Source organism: Methylophaga thalassica MP (assembly GCF_000214595.1).
GTDB lineage: Bacteria > Pseudomonadota > Gammaproteobacteria > Nitrosococcales > Methylophagaceae > Methylophaga > Methylophaga thalassica.
Map to the genome: position 1 here is coordinate 2,145,597 of NZ_AFIG01000001.1, position 19,421 is coordinate 2,165,017.

The following is a 19,421-nucleotide window of genomic DNA, read 5'->3' on the forward strand; positions in this document are numbered from 1 at the left end:
ATTAAATCCTCTTGAATATTGCAATATTTCTACTCTGCCCCAAGCCAGTCGCTTAACTCACATTGGGGTATAAACCCATCGATGGTGTCTAACAATATAGCCCGGGCTTTCTGACTGTCATCATGTTTGTTAGCCAGTTCCAGTTCTCTAATAATAGAAACTAGTGTTGACCACTCAATGACACTTTCTTGTGCACGCATAATTTTTTCATGTTCTGTTGCAGAAACATTATCACCGATAAGTAGCTCTTCATAAAGCTTTTCACCAGGTCTAAGACCAGTGTAGGCAATTTCAATGTCGCCATTTGGATTAGCATTATCACGTATGGTAAACCCACTTAAATGGATCATGCGTCTGGCTAAATCAACAATCTTAACCGGCTCCCCCATATCAAGCACAAACACATCGCCACCTTTGCCCATGGCGCCGGCCTGAATAACTAAGGCGGCCGCTTCAGGGATCGTCATAAAATAACGAATGATCTCCGGGTCAGTCACCGTGACAGGTCCGCCTTTGGCAATCTGGTCTCGGAATAAAGGCACAACCGATCCAGATGATCCCAAAACATTACCAAACCTCACCATAGTAAAACGTGTTTTGTTATAGAGTGTTTTTGATTCAGCAAAAGCCTGAAGCACCAACTCTGCAAAGCGTTTGGTAGCGCCCATGGTATTGGTTGGTCGTACAGCTTTATCGGTTGAGATAAGTACAAAGGTTTCAACTTCAGCATCAATGGCGGCCTGAGCACAATGCAGTGTACCAAACACATTGTTACGAATACCTTCATTGGTATTTCTTTCTACAATAGGAACGTGTTTATACGCCGCTGCATGATAAATCGTATTGACGGCAAACCGTCGGCAGACCATCTCAACACGTTGCTGATTAAGCACCGATCCGAGCATTGAGTAAACAGGAATATCTAAAGCCAGTGCGGCCAATTCGCGTTCGATTTGATAAAGATTAATTTCACTGGCTTCATACAGAACCAGACAGGATGGTGATAGATGAATAATTTGCCGACAGAGCTCAGACCCAATAGAACCACCAGCCCCTGTCACCATAACCGCTTTCTCAGCAATATTCTTGCTTAATAATTCATTAATCGGCGCGACAGGTTCACGCCCCAATAAATCAGCAATATCGACTTCCTGAATATCTGAAACTTCCAAACGCCCTTCAGCAATATCCATTAAATCCGGTAGTGTTCTGACGTGAACCGGATAATGCTCCAGCAGCTTTAATATTTCACTTCTGCGACGACGACCTGCAGAAGGCATGGCCAGCAAAATATCTCTGACCTTGAAACGCTCAATCAATTTGGCAAGTTGCTCAACACCATAGACCGTCATGCCATTGATTTGTTGTCGCCATAACGTTGAGTTATCGTCGATAAACGCCACCGGGCGCATTTGATTGCTCAACTTCATCATCGCCGCGACTTGAGCGCCCGCCCGCCCCGCCCCATAAATCAAGACAGGAGGAATATACCGAACAGCATTAAGCTCTTTCCAAAGATGATGATCACTTTTAACAATCAACCACCTTGCCATCATGCGGCTACCACCAACAAACAGCATCAGGATAATGGCCTGAATGGCATAAACTGTTCTCGGAACCAGACCAGCCAGATCATTCGCCGTTAACACGATGACAGAAAAGATCAAAGTAAACAGTAGCACCGCCCTGGCAATTGTCCAGATAGCATCCATACCGATGTAGCGAATAATCGCCCTGTATAGACCTGATTTTATAAAAATAGGAATCGCTACAACGGGGGCAAGAAAAAATATCCACAGCTGCTGACTGGGCGGAATATAAAACTCACCTAAGCGTAAAGAGAAAGCCAACCACAATGATATGGGAATGGCTAAAAAATCTAGTATGACACTGATCGTTCTTTTTACAGGCCGCGGTCTGTTCAAAAACCACAGACCCAGTTTTTTTACAATTGAGGGGTAATTCAACGTAATACACTCAAATATGTTTTTACTAATACGCTTCGAAACAACAGAACATTATCAATTCTGTCCGCTCATCACCCACTCCAGACTTGTTTTCCAATCTGGTAATGCAAGGCCAAAATGCTGTTTTAACTTTCTGTTATCTAATAAAGAATTAGCAGGACGATTGGCCGGAGTTGGATAATCACGAGTCGTAATCGGATGAAGCTTAGGAACTGAATGCCCCTGTTCCGCCATTAAATGAAATATCTGCTCAGCAAAATCGAACCAACTGGCACTTCCAGCACCGGATAAATGATATATACCACTATGCTTTTGCCAAAAATCTGCTTGCTGATAACTTTGTGAAACCACTTGTGCCGTCACATCAGCAATATGTCGAGACCATGTTGGTGCACCTATCTGGTCATGAACGATGGATAACTGTACTTTATCAATGGCTAATCTTTTCATCGTATTAAGAAAGTTAGCGCCTCTCGCACCATAGACCCAGCTGGTTCTGAATATCAGGTATTTATCTGTCGCACTGCTGATAGCTAGCTCACCCGCTAACTTTGTTCTGCCGTAGACATTGAGTGGCTGAGTTTCAGCCTCTTCGGTCCAAGCTTTATCACCACTGCCGTTAAACACATAATCGGTAGAGTAATGGATAAGAGGTATATCACGCTTTTTCGCTACTTCGGCAAGTATTTGTGGCGCAAGCGCATTGACCTTATAGGCAAGCTCTTGTTCATTCTCAGCTCGATCAACTGCCGTATAAGCTGCGGCATTGACGATTAGGTCAGGTGCCAATACATCTACTTTTCCAGCCAATTCTTCTGTCTTACTTAAATCGAGTGTTTGACTATCTGTGGTAATAACATCGCCAAGACACGACAGACTTCTTGTTAACTCGTGCCCGACCTGACCACGTTTTCCGGTTATTAAAATGCGCATTAATCGTAGAATTCCGCTTCGTTAAAATGTGCTCCCTGCTGATCTTTTGCAGACAGGGAAGGTAATTGTCCTAATAAAGGCCAATCGATATCCAAAGCAGGATCATTCCATAACAAACAGCGTTCGTGTTCCGGCGCATAATAATCTGTCGTTTTATACAAGAAATCAGCAGATTCACTTAACACAAAAAAGCCATGAGCAAAGCCTGGCGGCACCCACAGCATATCGTGGTTTTCCGCTTTTAGATGAACGCCTACCCACTGACCAAATGTCGATGATGACTGCCGTAGATCGACAGCAACGTCATAGACCTCGCCGGCGATCACACGGACTAATTTACCTTGTGCATGTTTAATCTGGTAATGCAGTCCACGTAATACATTTTGTGTAGAGCGTGAGTGATTATCCTGAACAAATTCGGTGTCTACGCCAGTGAGTGCTTCAAATTGTTTTTTATTGAAGCTTTCCATGAAAAACCCGCGCTCATCGCCAAATACTCTGGGTTTAAGGATTTTTACATCAGGCAGTGTCGTTTCTATGACTTGCATTTAATAAATCTTTTCGTGAATTAAGTTCATTAGATAATCGCCATAACCACTTTTTATCAGTGGTTTTGCTAATGCCAATAACTGATCAGCATCAATATAGCCTTGACGATATGCAATTTCTTCCGGACACATCACTTTCAGACCTTGGCGTTTTTCTATGGTTTGAATAAATTGGGAGGCTTCAAGTAGCGAATCATGTGTACCAGTATCCAGCCAGGCCATTCCCCTGCCCATCACCTCTACATGCAATTTGCCCATATCAAGATAGCGCTGATTGACATCCGTTATTTCGTATTCTCCACGCGCTGACGGTTTGAGATTTTCAGCGATATCAACAACCTGATTATCATAAAAATAAAGTCCGGTAATCGCATAGCGGGATTTAGGTTTAGCAGGTTTTTCTTCGATACTTAACGCTTTACCAGCATCATCAAACTCAACAACACCATAACGCTCAGGATCAAACACTGGGTAGGCAAACACGGTTGCCCCATTACTTCTGTCGTCGGCTTCAGACATCAAGTCAGCTAGGTCATGTCCATAATAGACATTATCGCCCAAAACCAAGGCTGTGCTGCTATCGCCTATAAAGCCTTTTGTTAAAGTAAACGCCTGAGCAATCCCCTCCGGTTTTTCCTGTACGACGTAGCTTAACTCAAGCCCCCACTGCCTACCGTCACCTAACAGTTGTTGCAGCCGCGGTGTATCTTGGGGGGTTGAAATAATGCAAATTTCTCTCATCCCTGCCAGCATTAATGTCGACAGAGGATAATAAATCATGGGTTTGTCATAAACAGGGAGTAACTGTTTACTTATGGACTGTGTGACTGGATGTAAACGCGTACCACTGCCACCGGCGAGAATAATGCCTTTACGCTGACTCATGATGCCTGTTCTCCCAGACCAAGACGTTCTTGCTGATAACTACCGTCCATAACACGTTCATTCCATTCACGGTTATTGATATACCATTCAACCGTTTTCCGTAAACCACTCGCAAATGTTTCTTTTGGTTTCCAGCCTAGTTCACGCTCAATTTTGCTGGCATCAATAGCATAGCGTTGATCATGGCCCGGGCGGTCAGTAACGAAGGTAATCAAATTACGATGAGGTTTATGTTCAGAGTCTGGTAATAACTCATCCAGAATGTCACAAACGCGATGTACCACATCCAGATTGGTGTGTTCGTTAAAACCACCAATATTGTAGCTTTCACCTAATTTACCATTTTCCAGTACGATTTGTAGGGCTTCAGCGTGATCATCAACAAATAGCCAGTCGCGAATGTTATCGCCTTTACCATAGACCGGTAAGGGTTTCCCCACTAATGCATTGTTAATGATGAGTGGAATTAATTTTTCAGGAAACTGATAAGGTCCATAATTATTGGAACAATTGGTCATTACTACTGGCAAACCGTAGGTGTGATGCCATGCACGAACCAAATGATCACTGCCAGCTTTAGTAGCTGAATATGGAGAATTAGGTTGGTAAGGCGTAGTCTCTTCGAACAATCCCGTTTCACCTAATGTGCCATACACCTCATCGGTGGAAATATGATGGAAACGAAATTGTGTCGCCGATTCTTTATCAAGCGTTTTCCAATATTGTCTTGCGGCTTCTAATAAAACGTAGGTACCCACTAAATTAGTTTGCACAAAATCAGCCGGACCATCAATCGAGCGATCGACATGGGATTCAGCGGCTAAGTGCATTATGGCTGTGGGTTGATGCTGTGTGAATAATACCGCCATTTTTTCGGCATCGCATATATCAGCCTGTTCAAAGTGATAACGAGCGTTGTCTGCAACAGAAAGAAGTGATTCCAGATTACCTGCGTAGGTCAATTTATCAATATTAACGATGTGGTAATCACTGACTTCGATAAGACGGCGAATTAAAGCTGAACCAATGAATCCAGCTCCCCCAGTAACAAAAAGTGTTTTCCTTGACACAGATAGCTCTTCTATTTGAGTGAATTGAATATTTGCCAGCTAAAAGTAGCATTAGTCGGACTTGGAAGCAATGTGGAAGCCGTCTTTTTACAGAACTCGACGCATTATTCTAGACAATAAAAAAACGCATCAAAAATAATCATGTTTGATTGCTTTTTTAAAATGTCAGTAATTTAGGGAAGAATAAGAATATGGTACGCCCGGCAGGACTCGAACCTGCTACCCTCGGCTTAGAAGGCCGATGCTCTATCCAGATGAGCTACGGGCGCATATGATTTTTACTAAGCGAGGACATGGGTTAAGAAGTGGTCGGGGCAGAGAGATTCGAACTCCCGACCCTCTGGTCCCAAACCAGATGCGCTACCAGACTGCGCTATGCCCCGACTTAATTCGAGAAGTCATCCCCGAAGAAGGCGAAATAATACGTGGTTAGAATTTAAGAGTCAATCACTGTTTTGATATTTTTTGCTGTTCGGCTCACATCATGCGATCATAGCGGCTTTTGCATAAGCGGGAATGATTGAATGAGCGCAAAGATTATCGATGGCAAAGCAGTTGCAGCTGACCTCAAACAACAACTGAAATTAGCGACAACAGAACGACTAGCTGAAGGTAAACGTCGTCCAGGTCTTGCGGTCGTATTGATAGGTGCTAACCCGGCATCTCAGGTCTATGTAGGCAGTAAGCGGAAAAGCTGTGAAGAAATCGGATTTAAATCTGAAGCCTATGATCTTCCGGAAACAACATCCGAGGAAGAGTTACTATCTTTGATTGATACCTTAAATCAAGATGATGAGATTGATGGCATTCTCGTTCAACTTCCACTGCCACAACACATCTCTGCGGAAACCGTCATTGAGCGAATTGCGCCACATAAAGACGTCGATGGTTTCCATCCATACAATATTGGCCGTCTTGCTCAACGCAATCCACAACTCAGACCTTGCACCCCAAAAGGCGTGATTACCTTACTTCGCACTACCGGTGTTGATCTCAAAGGACTCGAAGCAGTTGTGGTAGGTGCCTCAAATATTGTTGGTCGTCCTATGGCGTTGGAATTATTGCTGGCCGGTTGCACAACCACAGTTTGTCATCGCTGGACGAATAATCTGGAAGAACAAGTTCGCCGCGCTGACTTATTAGTGGTTGCCGTAGGCAAACCCAACTTTATTCCAGGTGAATGGATAAAACAGGGGGCTATTGTCATTGATGTGGGTATTAACCGCTTAGAGAATGGCAAACTGACTGGCGACGTTGAATTTGAAAAAGCAAAAGAAAAAGCCAGTTGGATAACCCCAGTACCTGGCGGTGTGGGACCAATGACCGTAGCGACATTGCTAGAAAATACCTTATTTGCCGCCGAAACATTACATAAAAACTAAAGATATAAGCGCCTGCGATAAAAAAGCAGGCGCGCATGTTGTTATAGTCGACGCCAGCTCGTTTTACCGGCAGCGTCCTCAAGCACAATTCCCATTTCAGTCAATTGATCACGAATTTCATCGGCACGAGCCCAGTTTTTGTCAGCTCTGGCCTGATTACGTTCAGCGACTAAGCTATCGATATCAACCGCTAATTGATCGGATGAGCTATCTCCTGTCAGGAATTTATCGGCATCTTGCTGGAAAAGGCCTAGCACGTCACCAAAAGATGACAATAGACCTGCAAGATAAGCGACTGCTTCAGATTGTGCCTGCTCTCTCGCCTTATTTATCGCTTGTCTGACATCAGCCATCACCGACAATGCTAAAGCAGTATTAAAATCATCATCCATGGCGGCTTTAAAACGTCCACCAAACTCTTCATCATCCTGCCAGTTTACCTTCTGTGTTGTATCCACCTCACGCAAGGTTGTATAAAAACGTGTTAACGCTGCTTTGGCTTGTTCAAGCTGATCTTCCGCATAATTCAGCGGGCTACGGTAATGGCTCGACAGAATAAAATAACGGATAGCTTCTGCAGGGTACTGCTCAAGTACTTCACGCACAGTGAAAAAATTACCCAAAGACTTGGACATTTTTTCATCATCAATACGCACAAAGCCATTATGCATCCAGTAATTCACTGACTGGCAACCATGGGCTCCCTCGGATTGAGCTATTTCATTTTCATGATGTGGAAACTGTAAATCCTGCCCGCCACCATGAATATCAAACTGCTCACCTAAGCAATGTGCTGACATGGCAGAACATTCAATATGCCAACCAGGACGTCCCTCACCCCATGGAGATTCCCAAGCAGGTTCACCGGCCTTGGCAGCTTTCCATAAAACGAAATCCAATGGATCTGTTTTTGCTTCATTGACAGCTATACGTTCGCCGGCCCGTAGATCTTCAATATTACGGCCCGATAATTTGCCATAACCGTTGAACTGGCTAACGTCGTAATACACATCACCATTATCAGCTTTATAAGCAAGCCCCTTACTGATGAGGGTCTCAATCATCGCCAATATTTCTGTCATTGACTCAGTGGCTTTAGGCTCAATATCTGGTCTAAGCACACCTAAGGCATCCGCATCCTTGTGCATTTCATCAATGTAACGTTCAGTCAATGCCTGAATTGATTCGCCATTTTCTGCAGCACGTTTAATGATTTTATCGTCGATATCGGTAATATTTCTGACGTAGGTAACGTCATAGCCTAATGCGCGTAAATAGCGTGTGACTACATCAAAAACCACCATCACACGAGCATGACCAACATGACACAAGTCATACACCGTCATACCACAGACATACATATTGACCTTGCCTTCCTGCAAGGGTTTAAACACTTCTTTCTGTCGGGTGAGACTATTATAGATTTTTAGCATATTAGTTATTTTTTGACGTATCTTCTTTTAAACCAATGGTCAGGTTAAATACCGGTGAATCAACGGTATGGTCATAACGATCAGTGACAAAATAGCCTTCTCGTTCAAACTGGAAAGCCGTCTCTGGCTTGCAATTAACAATAGCGGGTTCCGCAACAGCCTTAATCACCTTCAGAGAGTCAGGGTTCACATCGTCCAGATAGTTACCTGTTTCTTTTCCAGGTGCTTCAGCCAGGAACAACCTGTCATATAAACGCAGCTCAACTTCCTTACCTTCTGTTGCTGAAACCCAGTGAATCACACCGCGGGGTTTCATTTCAGCAGGTGGATTCTGACCGACAGTATTAGGCACTAACGAGGCAATTACTTCAACCACATCGCCGCTATCATTCTTGATGACATCATCGGCTTTAATCACATAGGCACCACGTAAACGCACATAGTCGCCTATCACCAGACGTTTGAATTTTTTCCGGCTCAGACTAGTGTCTTCAGTAAAGTCAGACGCATCGATATAAATCGCTTTTGTAAAAGGTACTGAGCGATGCCCCATAGACTCTTGTTGTGGATGATTAGCGACTTCGAGCCATTCAACGCCATCACTTGCATTAGTGATGGTCAGTTTTAAAGGATTGAGTACGCACATCGCTCGTGCTGCGTTTTCATTAAGATCATTACGAATCTCAAATTCCAACTGTGCAATATCGACCACACCATCGGTTTTTGCCACAGCAAGACCATTACAAAAAGCGCGTAAAGCCGCTGCGGTATAACCGCGTCTGCGCATACCGGAAATTGTCGGCATTCTGGGATCATTCCAACCAGCCACAATCTGCTCATCAACCAGTTGTTTGAGATTACGCTTACTGGTCACCGTATAATTCAGATTTAGGCGTCCAAATTCGTATTGTTTTGGCTGTGATGGTACAGGCAGATTTTCGATAAACCATTCATATAAAGGACGGTGATCCTGAAACTCCAGCGTACAGATACTGTGCGTCACACCTTCAATCGCATCGCCCTGCCCATGTGCAAAATCATAGCTCGGGTAGATACACCACTTGTCACCGGTTTGATGATGCGCTTTTTTGCGAATGCGATACAAAATTGGATCACGCATATTCATATTAGGCGAGGCCATATCAATCTTCGCTCGCAGCACACAAAAACCTTCGTCAAACTCACCCTGCTTCATTTTTTCAAACAAAGTCAGGTTTTCTTCAACACTACGGTTGCGGAAGGGTGACTCTTTACCTGGCTTAGTTGCCCAGCCACGATACTCACTTGCTTGCTCAGCAGTCAGATCACAGACATAAGCTTTGCCTTGTTTGATCAGATGAATAGCCCAGTCATAAAACTGTTCAAAGTAGTTTGATGCATAACGCACATCGCCTGCCCATTGGAAGCCAAGCCACTGTACATCTTCTTTGATAGCTTCGATGAACTCCTGCTCTTCTTTTGCAGGGTTGGTATCATCAAAACGTAAATGACAATCTCCGCCAAATTCCTCGGCCAGACCAAAGTTCAGACAGATAGACTTGGCATGCCCAATATGCAGGTAGCCATTTGGCTCAGGTGGAAAACGTGTGACGATTTTTCCAGTCACCCTTCCAGTATCAAGATCTTCCTGAATAATAGGACGAATAAAATTATGATTAACAGCTGATTCGGACATATCGAATGACAAATTTATATGAAAACGCGCATTATACGCTCTCCGCCGGGCTGGGTAATAGCGCTGTTTTGAATAGTGATTCAATAATGCTTTAAATACTGGTTGATTATTGCTTTGCTAGCAAACATTAAGTGGACTCATCAACTACCTTATATTTTTCTGTTTTATCGTGCAGGCTCTTCACAAAAGTCATATCCATACCTATCACTTTGTTCCCATAAGAATGCATATTGCTCTATCATGTCGACTTTAAAATTGATCCTGGACATATCCTTATGATCAGACGTTTTGTGCAAATGCTGTGTTGGCTATTTGCCATTTTTTCTTTTTCAATACAAGCAGATGGGACATCCAAAATGCCACAAGTTAAACTTGAAACCAGTCTTGGTGATATCGTTATCGAACTCAATGAAGATAAAGCACCAGTCACGGTTGCCAACTTCCTTGGTTATGTCAACGATGGTTTCTATGACGGTACGATTTTTCATCGCGTCATCAAAAATTTTATGATTCAAGGCGGTGGTTTTACTCAAGAATTTCAGCAAAAAACCACAAAAGCAGCGATTGAAAATGAAGCTGATAATGGTTTGAGCAATAAGCGTGGCGCAGTTGCTATGGCAAGAACTAATGACCCACACTCAGCTACAGCTCAGTTTTTTATTAATACCGTTGATAACGGTTTTCTCGATTTTCAGGCTAAAGTGCCCAGCGGTTGGGGCTATGCTGTATTTGGTGAAGTGATTGAAGGCATGGACGTCGTCGATGCCATAAGAGAAGTCGATACCACCATGCGAGGTCCTCATCAAGATGTACCTGCAGAAGATATCGTCATCATTAAAGCAACTGTTATCAATTAATCAGACAAAACCTGCTTGTTATTTTACAAGCAGGTTTCTCTCCCATGACCAAACTGTTTATTTCCGATCTTCACTTAAACCCAGCCAGACCTGAATTAACCGCACTTGCCTGTCATTTTCTGCAACAGCAAGCTGATACCGTCTCTGACGTTTTTATACTGGGTGATATTTTTAATACCTGGTTAGGTGATGATTTAGTTCCTGATGAATTTGCTGACTTTATCGAAACACTGCGATCTTTAACGCAAGCAGGTGTAAAACTTTATCTTATGGTCGGCAATCGTGATTTCATGCTGGGAAAAAGATTTGCCGATTCAGTCAATGCCACTTTAATTCAGGATGGCTATCAATTAGAACTGGCAGGCCAACCAGCACTGTTATTACATGGTGATAGTTTATGTATCGATGATGTCGGCTATCAACGTTATCGCAGAGTGGTTAATAATCGTTTTTTGCAGTGGTGTTTTTTAAAACTACCCGCCCGCTTTCGTCAAAAAATATCAGATAAAATCAAACAGCAAAGCCAGCAAAAGAAACAATATAAATCGAGCCAGATCATGGATGTGAATCAAGCTGAGGTTGAGAAAGTTATGCTTGAGAATAATGTCAAACTACTGATTCATGGCCATACCCATCGTCCAGCCATTCATCAAGTCTCATTAACCAACAATAGCGATGCCTATCGAATTGTATTAGGTGATTGGGAAGATAAAGTCAGCTATCTATTAGTCGATGATCAGCAACTTACCTTGCATGATCACCGACTTAATTATCAGCAACAATCTTTACGATTTTTTTGAGTTCTCATCTAGCACCTGAATTAACTTTTCAGGTGGCAAATAGCCTGGCAGAATCTGACCTGATTCAAGGAAGATAGATGGTGTGCCCTGTACACCTAATTGTTGTCCAAGTTCAAATTCTGTTTTGACTGGATTAACACAAGTTTTGGTGGCAATTTCCTGTCCTTGCTTAGCCTTGGTCATGGCTTTTTGTCTATCTGCGGCACACCAAACATTAACAGCATCATCGTAAGATTTAGAGCCTATCCCGCCTCTTGGGAAAGACATATAACGCACACGAATTCCCAAATCATTGTATTTTTCCATTTCCGAGTGCATCTTGCGGCAGTAGCCACAATCAATATCGGTAAACACGGTAATCGTATATTTGGCCTTTTCAGGACCAAAAATAATCATGTCTTTTTCATCGAGCTTATCAAGCGCTTCTTTGCGTAAACTGACACGGCGTTGCTCAGTTAGATTCGTTCTTGAATCCAATGAAACCATATCACCCTGAATCACATAACGACCATCTTTAGAAAAATACAAGATTTGTCCATTGATAACCGCTTCGTAAAGTCCAGTATCGTCTATCGCTTTGAGGCTGCTTACTTTCACATCCTGTAATGACTTTTCTATTTTTTTACGTAGCTCATCATTATCGGCATGAACAACACTGACACCTAACAAGGACAGGACTAATATGGTGTATTTCAACATGGGACTTTTAATCTCTAAAATTATTAAACTGCAGTGGCATATCGATTTTATCGTGACTTTTTAACATCGCAATAATCGTTTGTAACTCATCACGTTTTTTGCCTGTTACCCTGACACTTTCTCCCTGAACAGCGGCTTGCACTTTCACTTTACTTTCTTTGATGAGCTTGACGATAGTCCGGGATAACTCTTTATCAATACCTTCTCTAACTAATACATCCTGTTTACGCATTTTTCCATTGCCAACAGAATCTTTAACCTCTAAACAGCTCACATCGACACCGCGTTTAACTAACTTGAGTCGCAAAATATCGAGCAGTTGATCCAACTGAAAATCACTTTCAGCATGCATAGTCAGTACTTTGTCAGACTGTTCCACTTTGGCGTCAGTTCCGCGAAAATCAAACCTGTTCTTCAATTCACGATTTGTCTGATCCACTGCATTGGCAAGCTCATGTTTATCCACTTCAGAAACGATATCAAAAGAAGGCATCTGTTCACCTAAATTACGCTATAAAAATTCGAGTCAGTTTAGCATTTGTGATTGATATCGTCAGTGCTATAAGCACTTAACCACGGGGATGATGCTGACCATGTAATTGTTTTAACCGCTCTTTGGCTACATGGGTGTAGATTTGTGTCGTCGATAAATCAGAATGCCCCAGCAATAACTGAACTATCCTTAAATCAGCACCATGATTCAATAAATGTGTCGCAAATGCATGTCGTAAAGTATGTGGCGACAAATGCTTTTCAATGCCCGCTTGACCAGCATAACGTTTGATTATGTACCAGAAGGCTTGTCTGGTCATTGCTTTACCTCGACGGGTGGGAAATAAATCATCTGTTATTTGCCCATTTAATATAGCCGGTCGACTTTCGTATAAATATTGCTGTAACCAATCTAAAGCGATTTCACCGATAGGTATCAGGCGTTCTTTATTACCTTTACCAATACAACGAATTAAACCTTGGCGAAGATTCACCTGCTCAAACTGCAGTGACACCAACTCAGATACCCGTAATCCTGCTGCGTAGAGTAGTTCCAACATGGTTCTATCACGTAAACCCAGTGGCTCAGTGATATCAGGTTGTGCCAGCAAGGCCTCGACTTCGGCTTCTGTGAGACTATCAGGTAAGGAACGACCGAGTCGGGGTGAGTCAAGTTGCGCCGTTGGATCAGAGTCAAGTATGTCTTCACGAAATAAATAACGGTAAAAACGTCGTAATGAGGACAGCAGCCTGGCTTCACTACGGACTTTTCTTCCTTCACGTAGGCGTTGGCTTTGGTAACGTTGGATATCCAGCTGGGTGGCTGAGACTAAATCTATATCAAACTGAGCTAACCAAGCTGAAAAGGCTAATAAATCACGCCGGTAGGCATCGACTGTATGCTGACTCAAACCAGACTCAAGCCAAAGGCTGTCAAGGAAAGGCTCGAGATAATAAGATGTTTGTGACTCACTCATATAACTATTGTTAGATATCAATTATTTAATAGTAACAAGTAAGCAATAAAAAAGGGCAGTGTATAGACACTGCCCTTTTTTTCCAATCGTCTGTTATGACAATTCGGATTATAGCTTTTCTTTAATACGTGCTGCTTTACCAGTCAGATCACGTAAATAGTAAAGTTTAGAACGACGTACATCACCACGACGTTTTACTTCAACACTTGCAATGGCTGGGCTATGTGTTTGGAAAACACGCTCAACACCAACACCGCTAGAGATTTTACGAACAGTGAATGCTGAGTGCAGACCACGGTTACGTTTAGCAATAACGATACCTTCAAACGCCTGTTCACGTTCACGGTCGCCTTCTTTGATTTTAACTTTAACAACAACAGTATCACCCGCTGAAAATTCAGGGATATCCTGTCTCACTTGTTCAGCGTTAAGCTGTTCGATAATGTTACTCATTGTTAACTCCCAACTAATCCTGCCCGCTCTCGGCAATAAACTCTTTTAATAGCGCAGCCTGTTCATTAGTCAAAGTCTCTTTGTCTAATAAGTCAGGTCGTCGCAACCATGTTCGTCCCAAGGACTGTTTGAGACGCCATTTACGAATCGCTTCATGGTCGCCTCCCAGCAATACCTCGGGTACTGACTGGTCATCTAAAACTTCTGGTCTGGTGTAATGAGGGTAGTCTAATAAGCCATCCACGAAAGAATCCTGCTCAGCAGACTGTTCATCACCTAACACACCGGGTATCAATCTGGACATACCATCAATCATGACCATGGCTGCCAGTTCTCCACCACTGAGGACGTAGTCACCTATAGACCATTCCTCATCAATCTCTTTTTCTATCAGACGTTCATCAACGCCTTCATAACGGCCGGCCAGTAAAATCAACTTCTGTTTACCCGCCAATTGTTCCAGACCTTTCTGGTCCAATTTTTTGCCTTGTGGTGACAAATAGATAACGGTTGCGTCATCCCCCAGCTTTTGCTTTGCTGCTGTGATGGCCTCTTTCAAAGGCGCAACTTTCATTACCATTCCAGGACCACCACCATATGGCCTGTCATCTACCGTTCGATGCCGATCATAGGCAAAATCACGCGGATTCCAATAGTCTAAATTGAGTAGACCATGTTTCACCGCCCGACCTGTTACTCCATATTGAGTAATCGCATCGAACATTTCAGGAAAAAGGGATATGACACCAAGGTGCATTATCCGATTTCCATCAATAATCTTCACTCCAATCTACCTGGATGATTTCTTCATCCAAATCGACCAGTTTAACAATCTCATCCACTACAAATGGAATCAATATTTCCGCTTTTTTACCGTCAGCTTTAACAACCAGCACATCATTTGCACCAGTTTCAAGCAGATGGTCGACTTTTCCTAAAACCTGATTCTGGAGATTAATCACTGTCAGACCTTCAAGATCATTCCAGTAAAACTCGTCTTCATCAACAGGTTCCAGTTGCGATTTTTTAATCGCTAAGTCAGCTCCAACCAACGGCTGAACCTGATCACGGTCAGTGACGTTTTCAATCCCCATCACCACACCTTTACCTTGCAATCGACCACCAGACACTTTGATTTCAATCCAATCGCCACGTCTGGATAAAAATAACGGTGAATATTGCAAAATATTGGTACGAGGTTCGGTAAAAGAATACACCTTCACCCAACCTTTGACACCAAAGGCACCGGATATTTTACCTACCGGGATAAACTCCTCGGATGTTGACATAATACCCTGACAACCTAATTATTAAGCGGCTTTTTGAGCTTCTGCAATCAATTTAGCAACGCGTTCTGATGTTTGTGCGCCTTGGCTAATCCAATGTGCAACGCGGTCTAAATCAACACGAAGTTTTTCTTCTTGGCCACGAGCAATCGGGTTGAAGAAACCAACGCGTTCGATATAACGACCATCACGTTTGCTGCGTGAATCAGTTACTACGATACCGTAAAAAGGGCGTTTTTTAGCGCCACTGCGAGTCAATCTAATTGTTACCATAATTTAGCCCGTTGAAAACTGGATCGGAAAACCGTCGTATTCTACGCAAGTCTCCGAAGTTTGAAAAGTCCTTTCGACACTTATTAGAAAGGCAGGCCTCCGCCCATAGGAAATTTGCCGCCCAAACCTCTCATCAATTTAGCCATTCCGCCTTTTGATCCCATCTTCTTCATCATTTTCTGCATTTGACTAAATTGTTTCAGCAGACGATTCACATCCTGGATTTGGGTTCCGCTACCAGCCGCAATTCTTTTTTTGCGCGAACCTTTAATAATTTCAGGCTTCTGACGCTCTTTTTTTGTCATCGAATTAATGATGGCTTCCAATTTGGCCAATTCTTTATCATTCACCTGCTGTTTTGCAGCAGCGGGAATATTGCCCATCCCCGGCATTTTGTCTAATAGTGAACCGATGCCACCCATTTTACCCATTTGACGTAATTGTTCCTGAAAATCTTCCAGGTCAAATCCTTTGCCTTTTTTCAGTTTATTAGCCAGTTTCTCGGCTGAGCCAACATCCATTTTCCGTTGTGCTTCTTCAACCAGTGACAGCACATCGCCCATCCCCAGAATCCGAGAGACCACACGATCAGGATGGAAGGGTTCAAGGGCAGCTGTTTTTTCACCTACCCCCATAAACTTAATGGGTTTACCAGTAATATGTCTTATTGATAAAGCGGCCCCGCCCCGCGCATCACCATCGGTTTTAGTCAGAATGATACCGGTAAGCGGTAAAGCCTCATTGAATGCTTTGGCCGTATTCGCCGCATCCTGGCCCGTCATACTATCAACAGTGAATAAGGTTTCTATGGGATTGATCGCCGCATGAATCTGCTTGATCTCAGCCATCATGTCATCGTCTATATGTAAACGACCCGCAGTATCGATAATAACCACATCCACATAATCACGTTTAGCCTGTTCAACCGCATTACGCGCGATATCAACAGGATTTTGTGAAGACTGGCTGGGGAAAAAACGTGCATCAACTTCTTTTGCTAAGGTTTCTAACTGATCAATCGCAGCAGGTCGGTAAACATCGGCACTCGCGACCATAACGGATTTACGTTCCCGCTCTTTTAGCCATCTTGCCAATTTCGCTACGCTGGTTGTTTTACCTGCCCCTTGTAGACCTGCCATTAAAATGACCGCTGGAGGTTGGGTGCTCAGATTTAGTGAGTTTGAGTCATCCCCCATCACCGCAACAAGTTCGTCATTGACGATTTTGACCAACACCTGACCGGGGGTTAGACTGCGCAAAACATCCTGTCCCATCGCGCGTTCTTTAACATTATCGATAAATTCACGCACTACTGGTAAAGCGACGTCGGCTTCAAGTAACGCCATTCGCACTTCTCGAAGTGTCTCTTTGACGTTATCTTCGGTAATACGGCCCTGGCCACGGATTTTTTTGAGAGTACTGCCGAGTCTATCGCTTAAGCTATCAAACATAGATCACCTTGTTAGCTAATGATGTCCTAATTTCAAAATTTAGGATTAGTAATTAATTCATCATTATAACTGATATATTGTTTCGGTCATTGCTACATCGTTATATTATTGATGTATTAAGGTAAAAAAACAGGTTCAAGGATCACACACCATTATGGCAATTGCGAATGCTTTAGCATTTCTACTTTATCTCTGCAGTAGCGTTATTCTTATTCGGCGTTTTGTACAAAAAGATCCAACCAGCGTAAATGCCAGCATCCCGGTTGGGATTTTAATTATCATGGCACTGTTGTTTCACGCGACAGATATCTTTTTCACGATGAAAAATGCCGGGGGCTGGGAGCTGGGTTTATTCACCACCTTTTCGCTTACTACATGGTTGATGGCTTTAATCGCATTATTAGTCGGTATGCGTTTACCTAATGCTCATCCGGGCATTATCGTCTACCCACTGGTCGCGATGAGTTTGATGCTCAAAGTAGAACTTCCATCTCCCGAGCCCCCCTCTTTAGCTGAACCCGCATTAGAATGGCATGTTTTATTATCTCTGGCTGCTTATAGCTTTTTTATGCTTGCCGCAATACAAGCGATTATTCTGGCGATACAAGAAAAGCAGCTTCATCAGCGTCATATCAATGGCTTATTACGTAAACTCCCCCCTTTGCAGACGATGGAACGCGCTTTATTCCAGCTCCTGACCAGCGGTTTTATATTACTTACCTTAGGTTTAATTACTGGTCTGATGTTTGTTGATGATTTATTTGCCCAGCATCTGGTGCATAAGACGGTGTTGTCCATTATCGCCTGGTGTGTATTCGCTAGCTTGTTGTGGGGGCGTGTACGTTATGGCTGGCGTGGACAAACTGCTGTCAAGTGGACCTTAGCTGGATTCGTCGTTTTATTACTGGCTTATATGGGCAGTAAATTCGTTCTTGAATATTTGATGAGCTAATCGCTTATGTTAGAAGAAACCTCTTTATTGGTTCTGTTTCTTATCCTGTTTTTTTTACTGTTTCTCTCTGCTTTTTTCTCAAGCTCTGAAACAGCCTTGATGTCACTGAACCGCTACCGACTGAGACACCTGGAACAAGAAGGCCACCGTGGTGCGATCATCGCCAGTCAGCTACTGAGTCGACCCGATCGACTGATTGGTTTGATTCTGTTAGGCAATAACTTTGTCAATATTCTGGCCTCAGCAATCGCCACCGTTATTGGCATCAAACTGCTGGGAGAAAACGGTATTGTCGCTGCCACATTCGCTCTCACGTTGGTTGTTTTGCTTTTTGCCGAAGTGACCCCAAAAACACTAGCCGCACTGCATCCGGAAAAAGTGGCCTTTCCAGCCAGCTTTATCCTTAAGCCATTGTTATTCATACTCTACCCACTGGTATGGTTTACTAATAGCATCACCAATAATATGGTGAGGTTATTTGGTGTATCACCAGAGCAAGCAGCAACATCGGCCATCAATACTGAAGAACTGAAAGTCGCCCTGATGGAAGCTGGCAGTATGATCCCAACGCGCCACAAGGATATGTTGATGAGTATCCTTGATTTAGAAAAAGTGACCGTCAATGACGTCATGGTGCCAAGGAATGAAATTGAAGGATTGGATATTAATGCGCCCTTTCCGGAAATTGTTCAGCAATTATCCCATTGTGGTCATACCAGACTGCCAGTCTATGAAGAGAGTATGGATAATATTGTTGGGATACTGCATCTGCGTAAAGCCCTACATCTTATCTCACAGAATAATCTGACGCTGGAAAGTCTTCGCAGCATTATAAAAGGCGCTTATTTTGTCCCCGAAGGCACACCATTAAATACGCAACTTATCAATTTCCAAAGAAATCGCCGTCGAACGGGTTTAGTCGTTGATGAGTATGGTGATCTGCTCGGCCTGATCACTCTGGAAGATATTTTTCGAGAAATCGTAGGTGAATTCACAGCCGATACTATCGACGAAGATAAAGATATTCACCCTCAAAATGATGGTAGTTACTTAATTAATGGTACGGCTAATATTCGTGAAATTAACCGAAATAATAGCTGGAATTTGCCTACTGACGGACCAAAGACCATTAATGGCCTTGTACTTGAGTATCTGGAAAGCATTCCGGATCCCGGAGTCAGTGTCCGTATGGGTGACTATGTTATTGAAGTCATTCAGACGTCAGACAACGCCATCAAGACTGTTCGTATCAGACATTTACAGCCTGAGTTGGAACGGGAAGAATAAT

General features: G+C 43.2%; 20 protein-coding genes and 2 tRNA genes. 5 read left to right on the forward strand and 17 right to left on the reverse strand.

Going from position 1 to position 19,421, the window contains the following annotated elements:
- Window positions 1–29: 29 nt before the first annotated feature.
- From MAMP_RS10125 to MAMP_RS10155, 7 genes are all read right to left on the reverse strand, one after another.
- Window positions 30–1,925, reverse strand: coding sequence for a polysaccharide biosynthesis protein (locus MAMP_RS10125; RefSeq protein ID WP_237701205.1), 1,896 nt, complete (start codon window positions 1,923–1,925; stop codon window positions 30–32).
- A 96-nt stretch (window positions 1,926–2,021) separates the two neighbouring features.
- Window positions 2,022–2,900, reverse strand: a complete 879-nt coding sequence (gene rfbD, locus MAMP_RS10130) for a dTDP-4-dehydrorhamnose reductase (RefSeq protein WP_007145945.1) — start codon at window positions 2,898–2,900, stop codon at window positions 2,022–2,024.
- Complete coding sequence (rfbC, locus tag MAMP_RS10135) at window positions 2,900–3,448, reverse strand: dTDP-4-dehydrorhamnose 3,5-epimerase (protein ID WP_007145946.1); 549 nt, start codon at window positions 3,446–3,448, stop codon at window positions 2,900–2,902. The genes rfbD and rfbC overlap by 1 nt, the downstream gene beginning before the upstream one ends.
- Window positions 3,449–4,333 carry a glucose-1-phosphate thymidylyltransferase RfbA gene (gene rfbA, locus MAMP_RS10140; protein ID WP_007145947.1) on the reverse strand — a complete coding sequence of 295 codons (885 nt, stop codon included), beginning with the start codon at window positions 4,331–4,333 and terminating at the stop codon, window positions 3,449–3,451.
- Window positions 4,330–5,403, reverse strand: coding sequence for a dTDP-glucose 4,6-dehydratase (gene rfbB / locus MAMP_RS10145; protein ID WP_007145948.1), 1,074 nt, complete (start codon window positions 5,401–5,403; stop codon window positions 4,330–4,332). The genes rfbA and rfbB overlap by 4 nt, the downstream gene beginning before the upstream one ends.
- A 192-nt stretch (window positions 5,404–5,595) precedes the next feature.
- Window positions 5,596–5,672 (reverse strand) — tRNA-Arg (locus MAMP_RS10150).
- A 37-nt stretch (window positions 5,673–5,709) separates the two neighbouring features.
- Window positions 5,710–5,786 (reverse strand) — tRNA-Pro (locus MAMP_RS10155).
- Window positions 5,787–5,927: 141 nt separating this feature from the next.
- On the opposite strand from MAMP_RS10155, the gene folD reads away from it, so the two are divergent.
- Window positions 5,928–6,785, forward strand: coding sequence for a bifunctional methylenetetrahydrofolate dehydrogenase/methenyltetrahydrofolate cyclohydrolase FolD (gene folD, locus MAMP_RS10160; protein WP_007145949.1), 858 nt, complete (start codon window positions 5,928–5,930; stop codon window positions 6,783–6,785).
- A 41-nt stretch (window positions 6,786–6,826) separates the two neighbouring features.
- Here the strand turns inward: folD and cysS are convergent, their stop codons facing one another.
- Together cysS and MAMP_RS10170 are read right to left on the reverse strand one after the other, a co-directional pair.
- Window positions 6,827–8,218, reverse strand: coding sequence for a cysteine--tRNA ligase (cysS, locus tag MAMP_RS10165; RefSeq protein WP_007145950.1), 1,392 nt, complete (start codon window positions 8,216–8,218; stop codon window positions 6,827–6,829).
- 1 nt (window position 8,219) lies between these two features.
- Window positions 8,220–9,893, reverse strand: coding sequence for a glutamine--tRNA ligase/YqeY domain fusion protein (locus MAMP_RS10170; protein WP_007145951.1), 1,674 nt, complete (start codon window positions 9,891–9,893; stop codon window positions 8,220–8,222).
- 275 nt (window positions 9,894–10,168) lie between these two features.
- Between MAMP_RS10170 and MAMP_RS10175 the strand changes: the two genes are divergently transcribed.
- Window positions 10,169–10,750 carry a peptidylprolyl isomerase gene (locus tag MAMP_RS10175; protein WP_007145952.1) on the forward strand — a complete coding sequence of 194 codons (582 nt, stop codon included), beginning with the start codon at window positions 10,169–10,171 and terminating at the stop codon, window positions 10,748–10,750.
- 44 nt (window positions 10,751–10,794) lie between these two features.
- The gene (locus MAMP_RS10180; protein WP_007145953.1) at window positions 10,795–11,550 is read left to right on the forward strand and encodes a UDP-2,3-diacylglucosamine diphosphatase; all 756 of its coding nucleotides are present in this window, start codon (window positions 10,795–10,797) and stop codon (window positions 11,548–11,550) included.
- Here the strand turns inward: MAMP_RS10180 and MAMP_RS10185 are convergent.
- The 8 genes from MAMP_RS10185 to ffh all read right to left on the reverse strand — a co-directional run bounded on the left by MAMP_RS10185 (window position 11,536) and on the right by ffh (window position 17,181).
- Window positions 11,536–12,249 (reverse strand): DsbC family protein, encoded by a 714-nt coding sequence (locus tag MAMP_RS10185; RefSeq protein WP_007145954.1) that lies wholly within the window; start codon window positions 12,247–12,249, stop codon window positions 11,536–11,538. The two genes, MAMP_RS10180 and MAMP_RS10185, sit on opposite strands and share 15 nt — an antisense overlap.
- A gap of 7 nt (window positions 12,250–12,256) precedes the next feature.
- The gene (locus tag MAMP_RS10190; protein WP_007145955.1) at window positions 12,257–12,742 is read right to left on the reverse strand and encodes a YajQ family cyclic di-GMP-binding protein; all 486 of its coding nucleotides are present in this window, start codon (window positions 12,740–12,742) and stop codon (window positions 12,257–12,259) included.
- Window positions 12,743–12,818: 76 nt separating this feature from the next.
- The gene (gene xerD / locus MAMP_RS10195) at window positions 12,819–13,718 is read right to left on the reverse strand and encodes a site-specific tyrosine recombinase XerD (protein WP_007145956.1); all 900 of its coding nucleotides are present in this window, start codon (window positions 13,716–13,718) and stop codon (window positions 12,819–12,821) included.
- A gap of 108 nt (window positions 13,719–13,826) precedes the next feature.
- Window positions 13,827–14,171 carry a 50S ribosomal protein L19 gene (rplS, locus tag MAMP_RS10200; RefSeq protein WP_007145957.1) on the reverse strand — a complete coding sequence of 115 codons (345 nt, stop codon included), beginning with the start codon at window positions 14,169–14,171 and terminating at the stop codon, window positions 13,827–13,829.
- Window positions 14,172–14,184: 13 nt separating this feature from the next.
- Window positions 14,185–14,928 (reverse strand): tRNA (guanosine(37)-N1)-methyltransferase TrmD, encoded by a 744-nt coding sequence (trmD, locus tag MAMP_RS10205; RefSeq protein ID WP_007145958.1) that lies wholly within the window; start codon window positions 14,926–14,928, stop codon window positions 14,185–14,187.
- Window positions 14,929–14,941: 13 nt separating this feature from the next.
- Entirely contained in the window at window positions 14,942–15,460 is a 519-nt protein-coding gene (gene rimM / locus MAMP_RS10210; RefSeq protein WP_007145959.1) for a ribosome maturation factor RimM, read from the reverse strand.
- Between the two features lie 21 nt (window positions 15,461–15,481).
- Entirely contained in the window at window positions 15,482–15,730 is a 249-nt protein-coding gene (gene rpsP / locus MAMP_RS10215) for a 30S ribosomal protein S16 (protein ID WP_040576276.1), read from the reverse strand.
- A gap of 83 nt (window positions 15,731–15,813) precedes the next feature.
- Window positions 15,814–17,181: a signal recognition particle protein gene (gene ffh, locus MAMP_RS10220; RefSeq protein ID WP_007145961.1), complete on the reverse strand. Its 1,368-nt coding sequence runs from the start codon at window positions 17,179–17,181 to the stop codon at window positions 15,814–15,816.
- A gap of 154 nt (window positions 17,182–17,335) precedes the next feature.
- Between ffh and MAMP_RS10225 the strand changes: the two genes are divergently transcribed.
- Entirely contained in the window at window positions 17,336–18,133 is a 798-nt protein-coding gene (locus tag MAMP_RS10225) for a cytochrome C assembly family protein (RefSeq protein ID WP_007145962.1), read from the forward strand.
- A 6-nt stretch (window positions 18,134–18,139) separates the two neighbouring features.
- Complete coding sequence (locus tag MAMP_RS10230; RefSeq protein WP_007145963.1) at window positions 18,140–19,420, forward strand: HlyC/CorC family transporter; 1,281 nt, start codon at window positions 18,140–18,142, stop codon at window positions 19,418–19,420.
- Window position 19,421 lies beyond the last annotated feature (1 nt).

What these genes read in the sequence shown, in the direction of transcription:
- rfbC (WP_007145946.1), bottom strand. Translation starts at nt 3,448, where the DNA reads ATGCAAGTCATAGAAACGACACTGCCTGATGTAAAAATCCTTAAACCC.
- rpsP (WP_040576276.1), bottom strand. Translation starts at nt 15,730, where the DNA reads ATGGTAACAATTAGATTGACTCGCAGTGGCGCTAAAAAACGCCCTTTT.
- trmD (WP_007145958.1), bottom strand. Translation starts at nt 14,928, where the DNA reads ATGCACCTTGGTGTCATATCCCTTTTTCCTGAAATGTTCGATGCGATT.
- MAMP_RS10180 (WP_007145953.1), top strand. Translation starts at nt 10,795, where the DNA reads ATGACCAAACTGTTTATTTCCGATCTTCACTTAAACCCAGCCAGACCT.
- MAMP_RS10175 (WP_007145952.1), top strand. Translation starts at nt 10,169, where the DNA reads ATGATCAGACGTTTTGTGCAAATGCTGTGTTGGCTATTTGCCATTTTT.
- folD (WP_007145949.1), top strand. Translation starts at nt 5,928, where the DNA reads ATGAGCGCAAAGATTATCGATGGCAAAGCAGTTGCAGCTGACCTCAAA.
- xerD (WP_007145956.1), bottom strand. Translation starts at nt 13,718, where the DNA reads ATGAGTGAGTCACAAACATCTTATTATCTCGAGCCTTTCCTTGACAGC.
- rplS (WP_007145957.1), bottom strand. Translation starts at nt 14,171, where the DNA reads ATGAGTAACATTATCGAACAGCTTAACGCTGAACAAGTGAGACAGGAT.
- ffh (WP_007145961.1), bottom strand. Translation starts at nt 17,181, where the DNA reads ATGTTTGATAGCTTAAGCGATAGACTCGGCAGTACTCTCAAAAAAATC.
- rfbD (WP_007145945.1), bottom strand. Translation starts at nt 2,900, where the DNA reads ATGCGCATTTTAATAACCGGAAAACGTGGTCAGGTCGGGCACGAGTTA.
- MAMP_RS10170 (WP_007145951.1), bottom strand. Translation starts at nt 9,893, where the DNA reads ATGTCCGAATCAGCTGTTAATCATAATTTTATTCGTCCTATTATTCAG.
- MAMP_RS10230 (WP_007145963.1), top strand. Translation starts at nt 18,140, where the DNA reads ATGTTAGAAGAAACCTCTTTATTGGTTCTGTTTCTTATCCTGTTTTTT.
- rfbA (WP_007145947.1), bottom strand. Translation starts at nt 4,333, where the DNA reads ATGAGTCAGCGTAAAGGCATTATTCTCGCCGGTGGCAGTGGTACGCGT.
- cysS (WP_007145950.1), bottom strand. Translation starts at nt 8,218, where the DNA reads ATGCTAAAAATCTATAATAGTCTCACCCGACAGAAAGAAGTGTTTAAA.
- MAMP_RS10225 (WP_007145962.1), top strand. Translation starts at nt 17,336, where the DNA reads ATGGCAATTGCGAATGCTTTAGCATTTCTACTTTATCTCTGCAGTAGC.
- MAMP_RS10185 (WP_007145954.1), bottom strand. Translation starts at nt 12,249, where the DNA reads ATGTTGAAATACACCATATTAGTCCTGTCCTTGTTAGGTGTCAGTGTT.
- MAMP_RS10190 (WP_007145955.1), bottom strand. Translation starts at nt 12,742, where the DNA reads ATGCCTTCTTTTGATATCGTTTCTGAAGTGGATAAACATGAGCTTGCC.
- rimM (WP_007145959.1), bottom strand. Translation starts at nt 15,460, where the DNA reads ATGTCAACATCCGAGGAGTTTATCCCGGTAGGTAAAATATCCGGTGCC.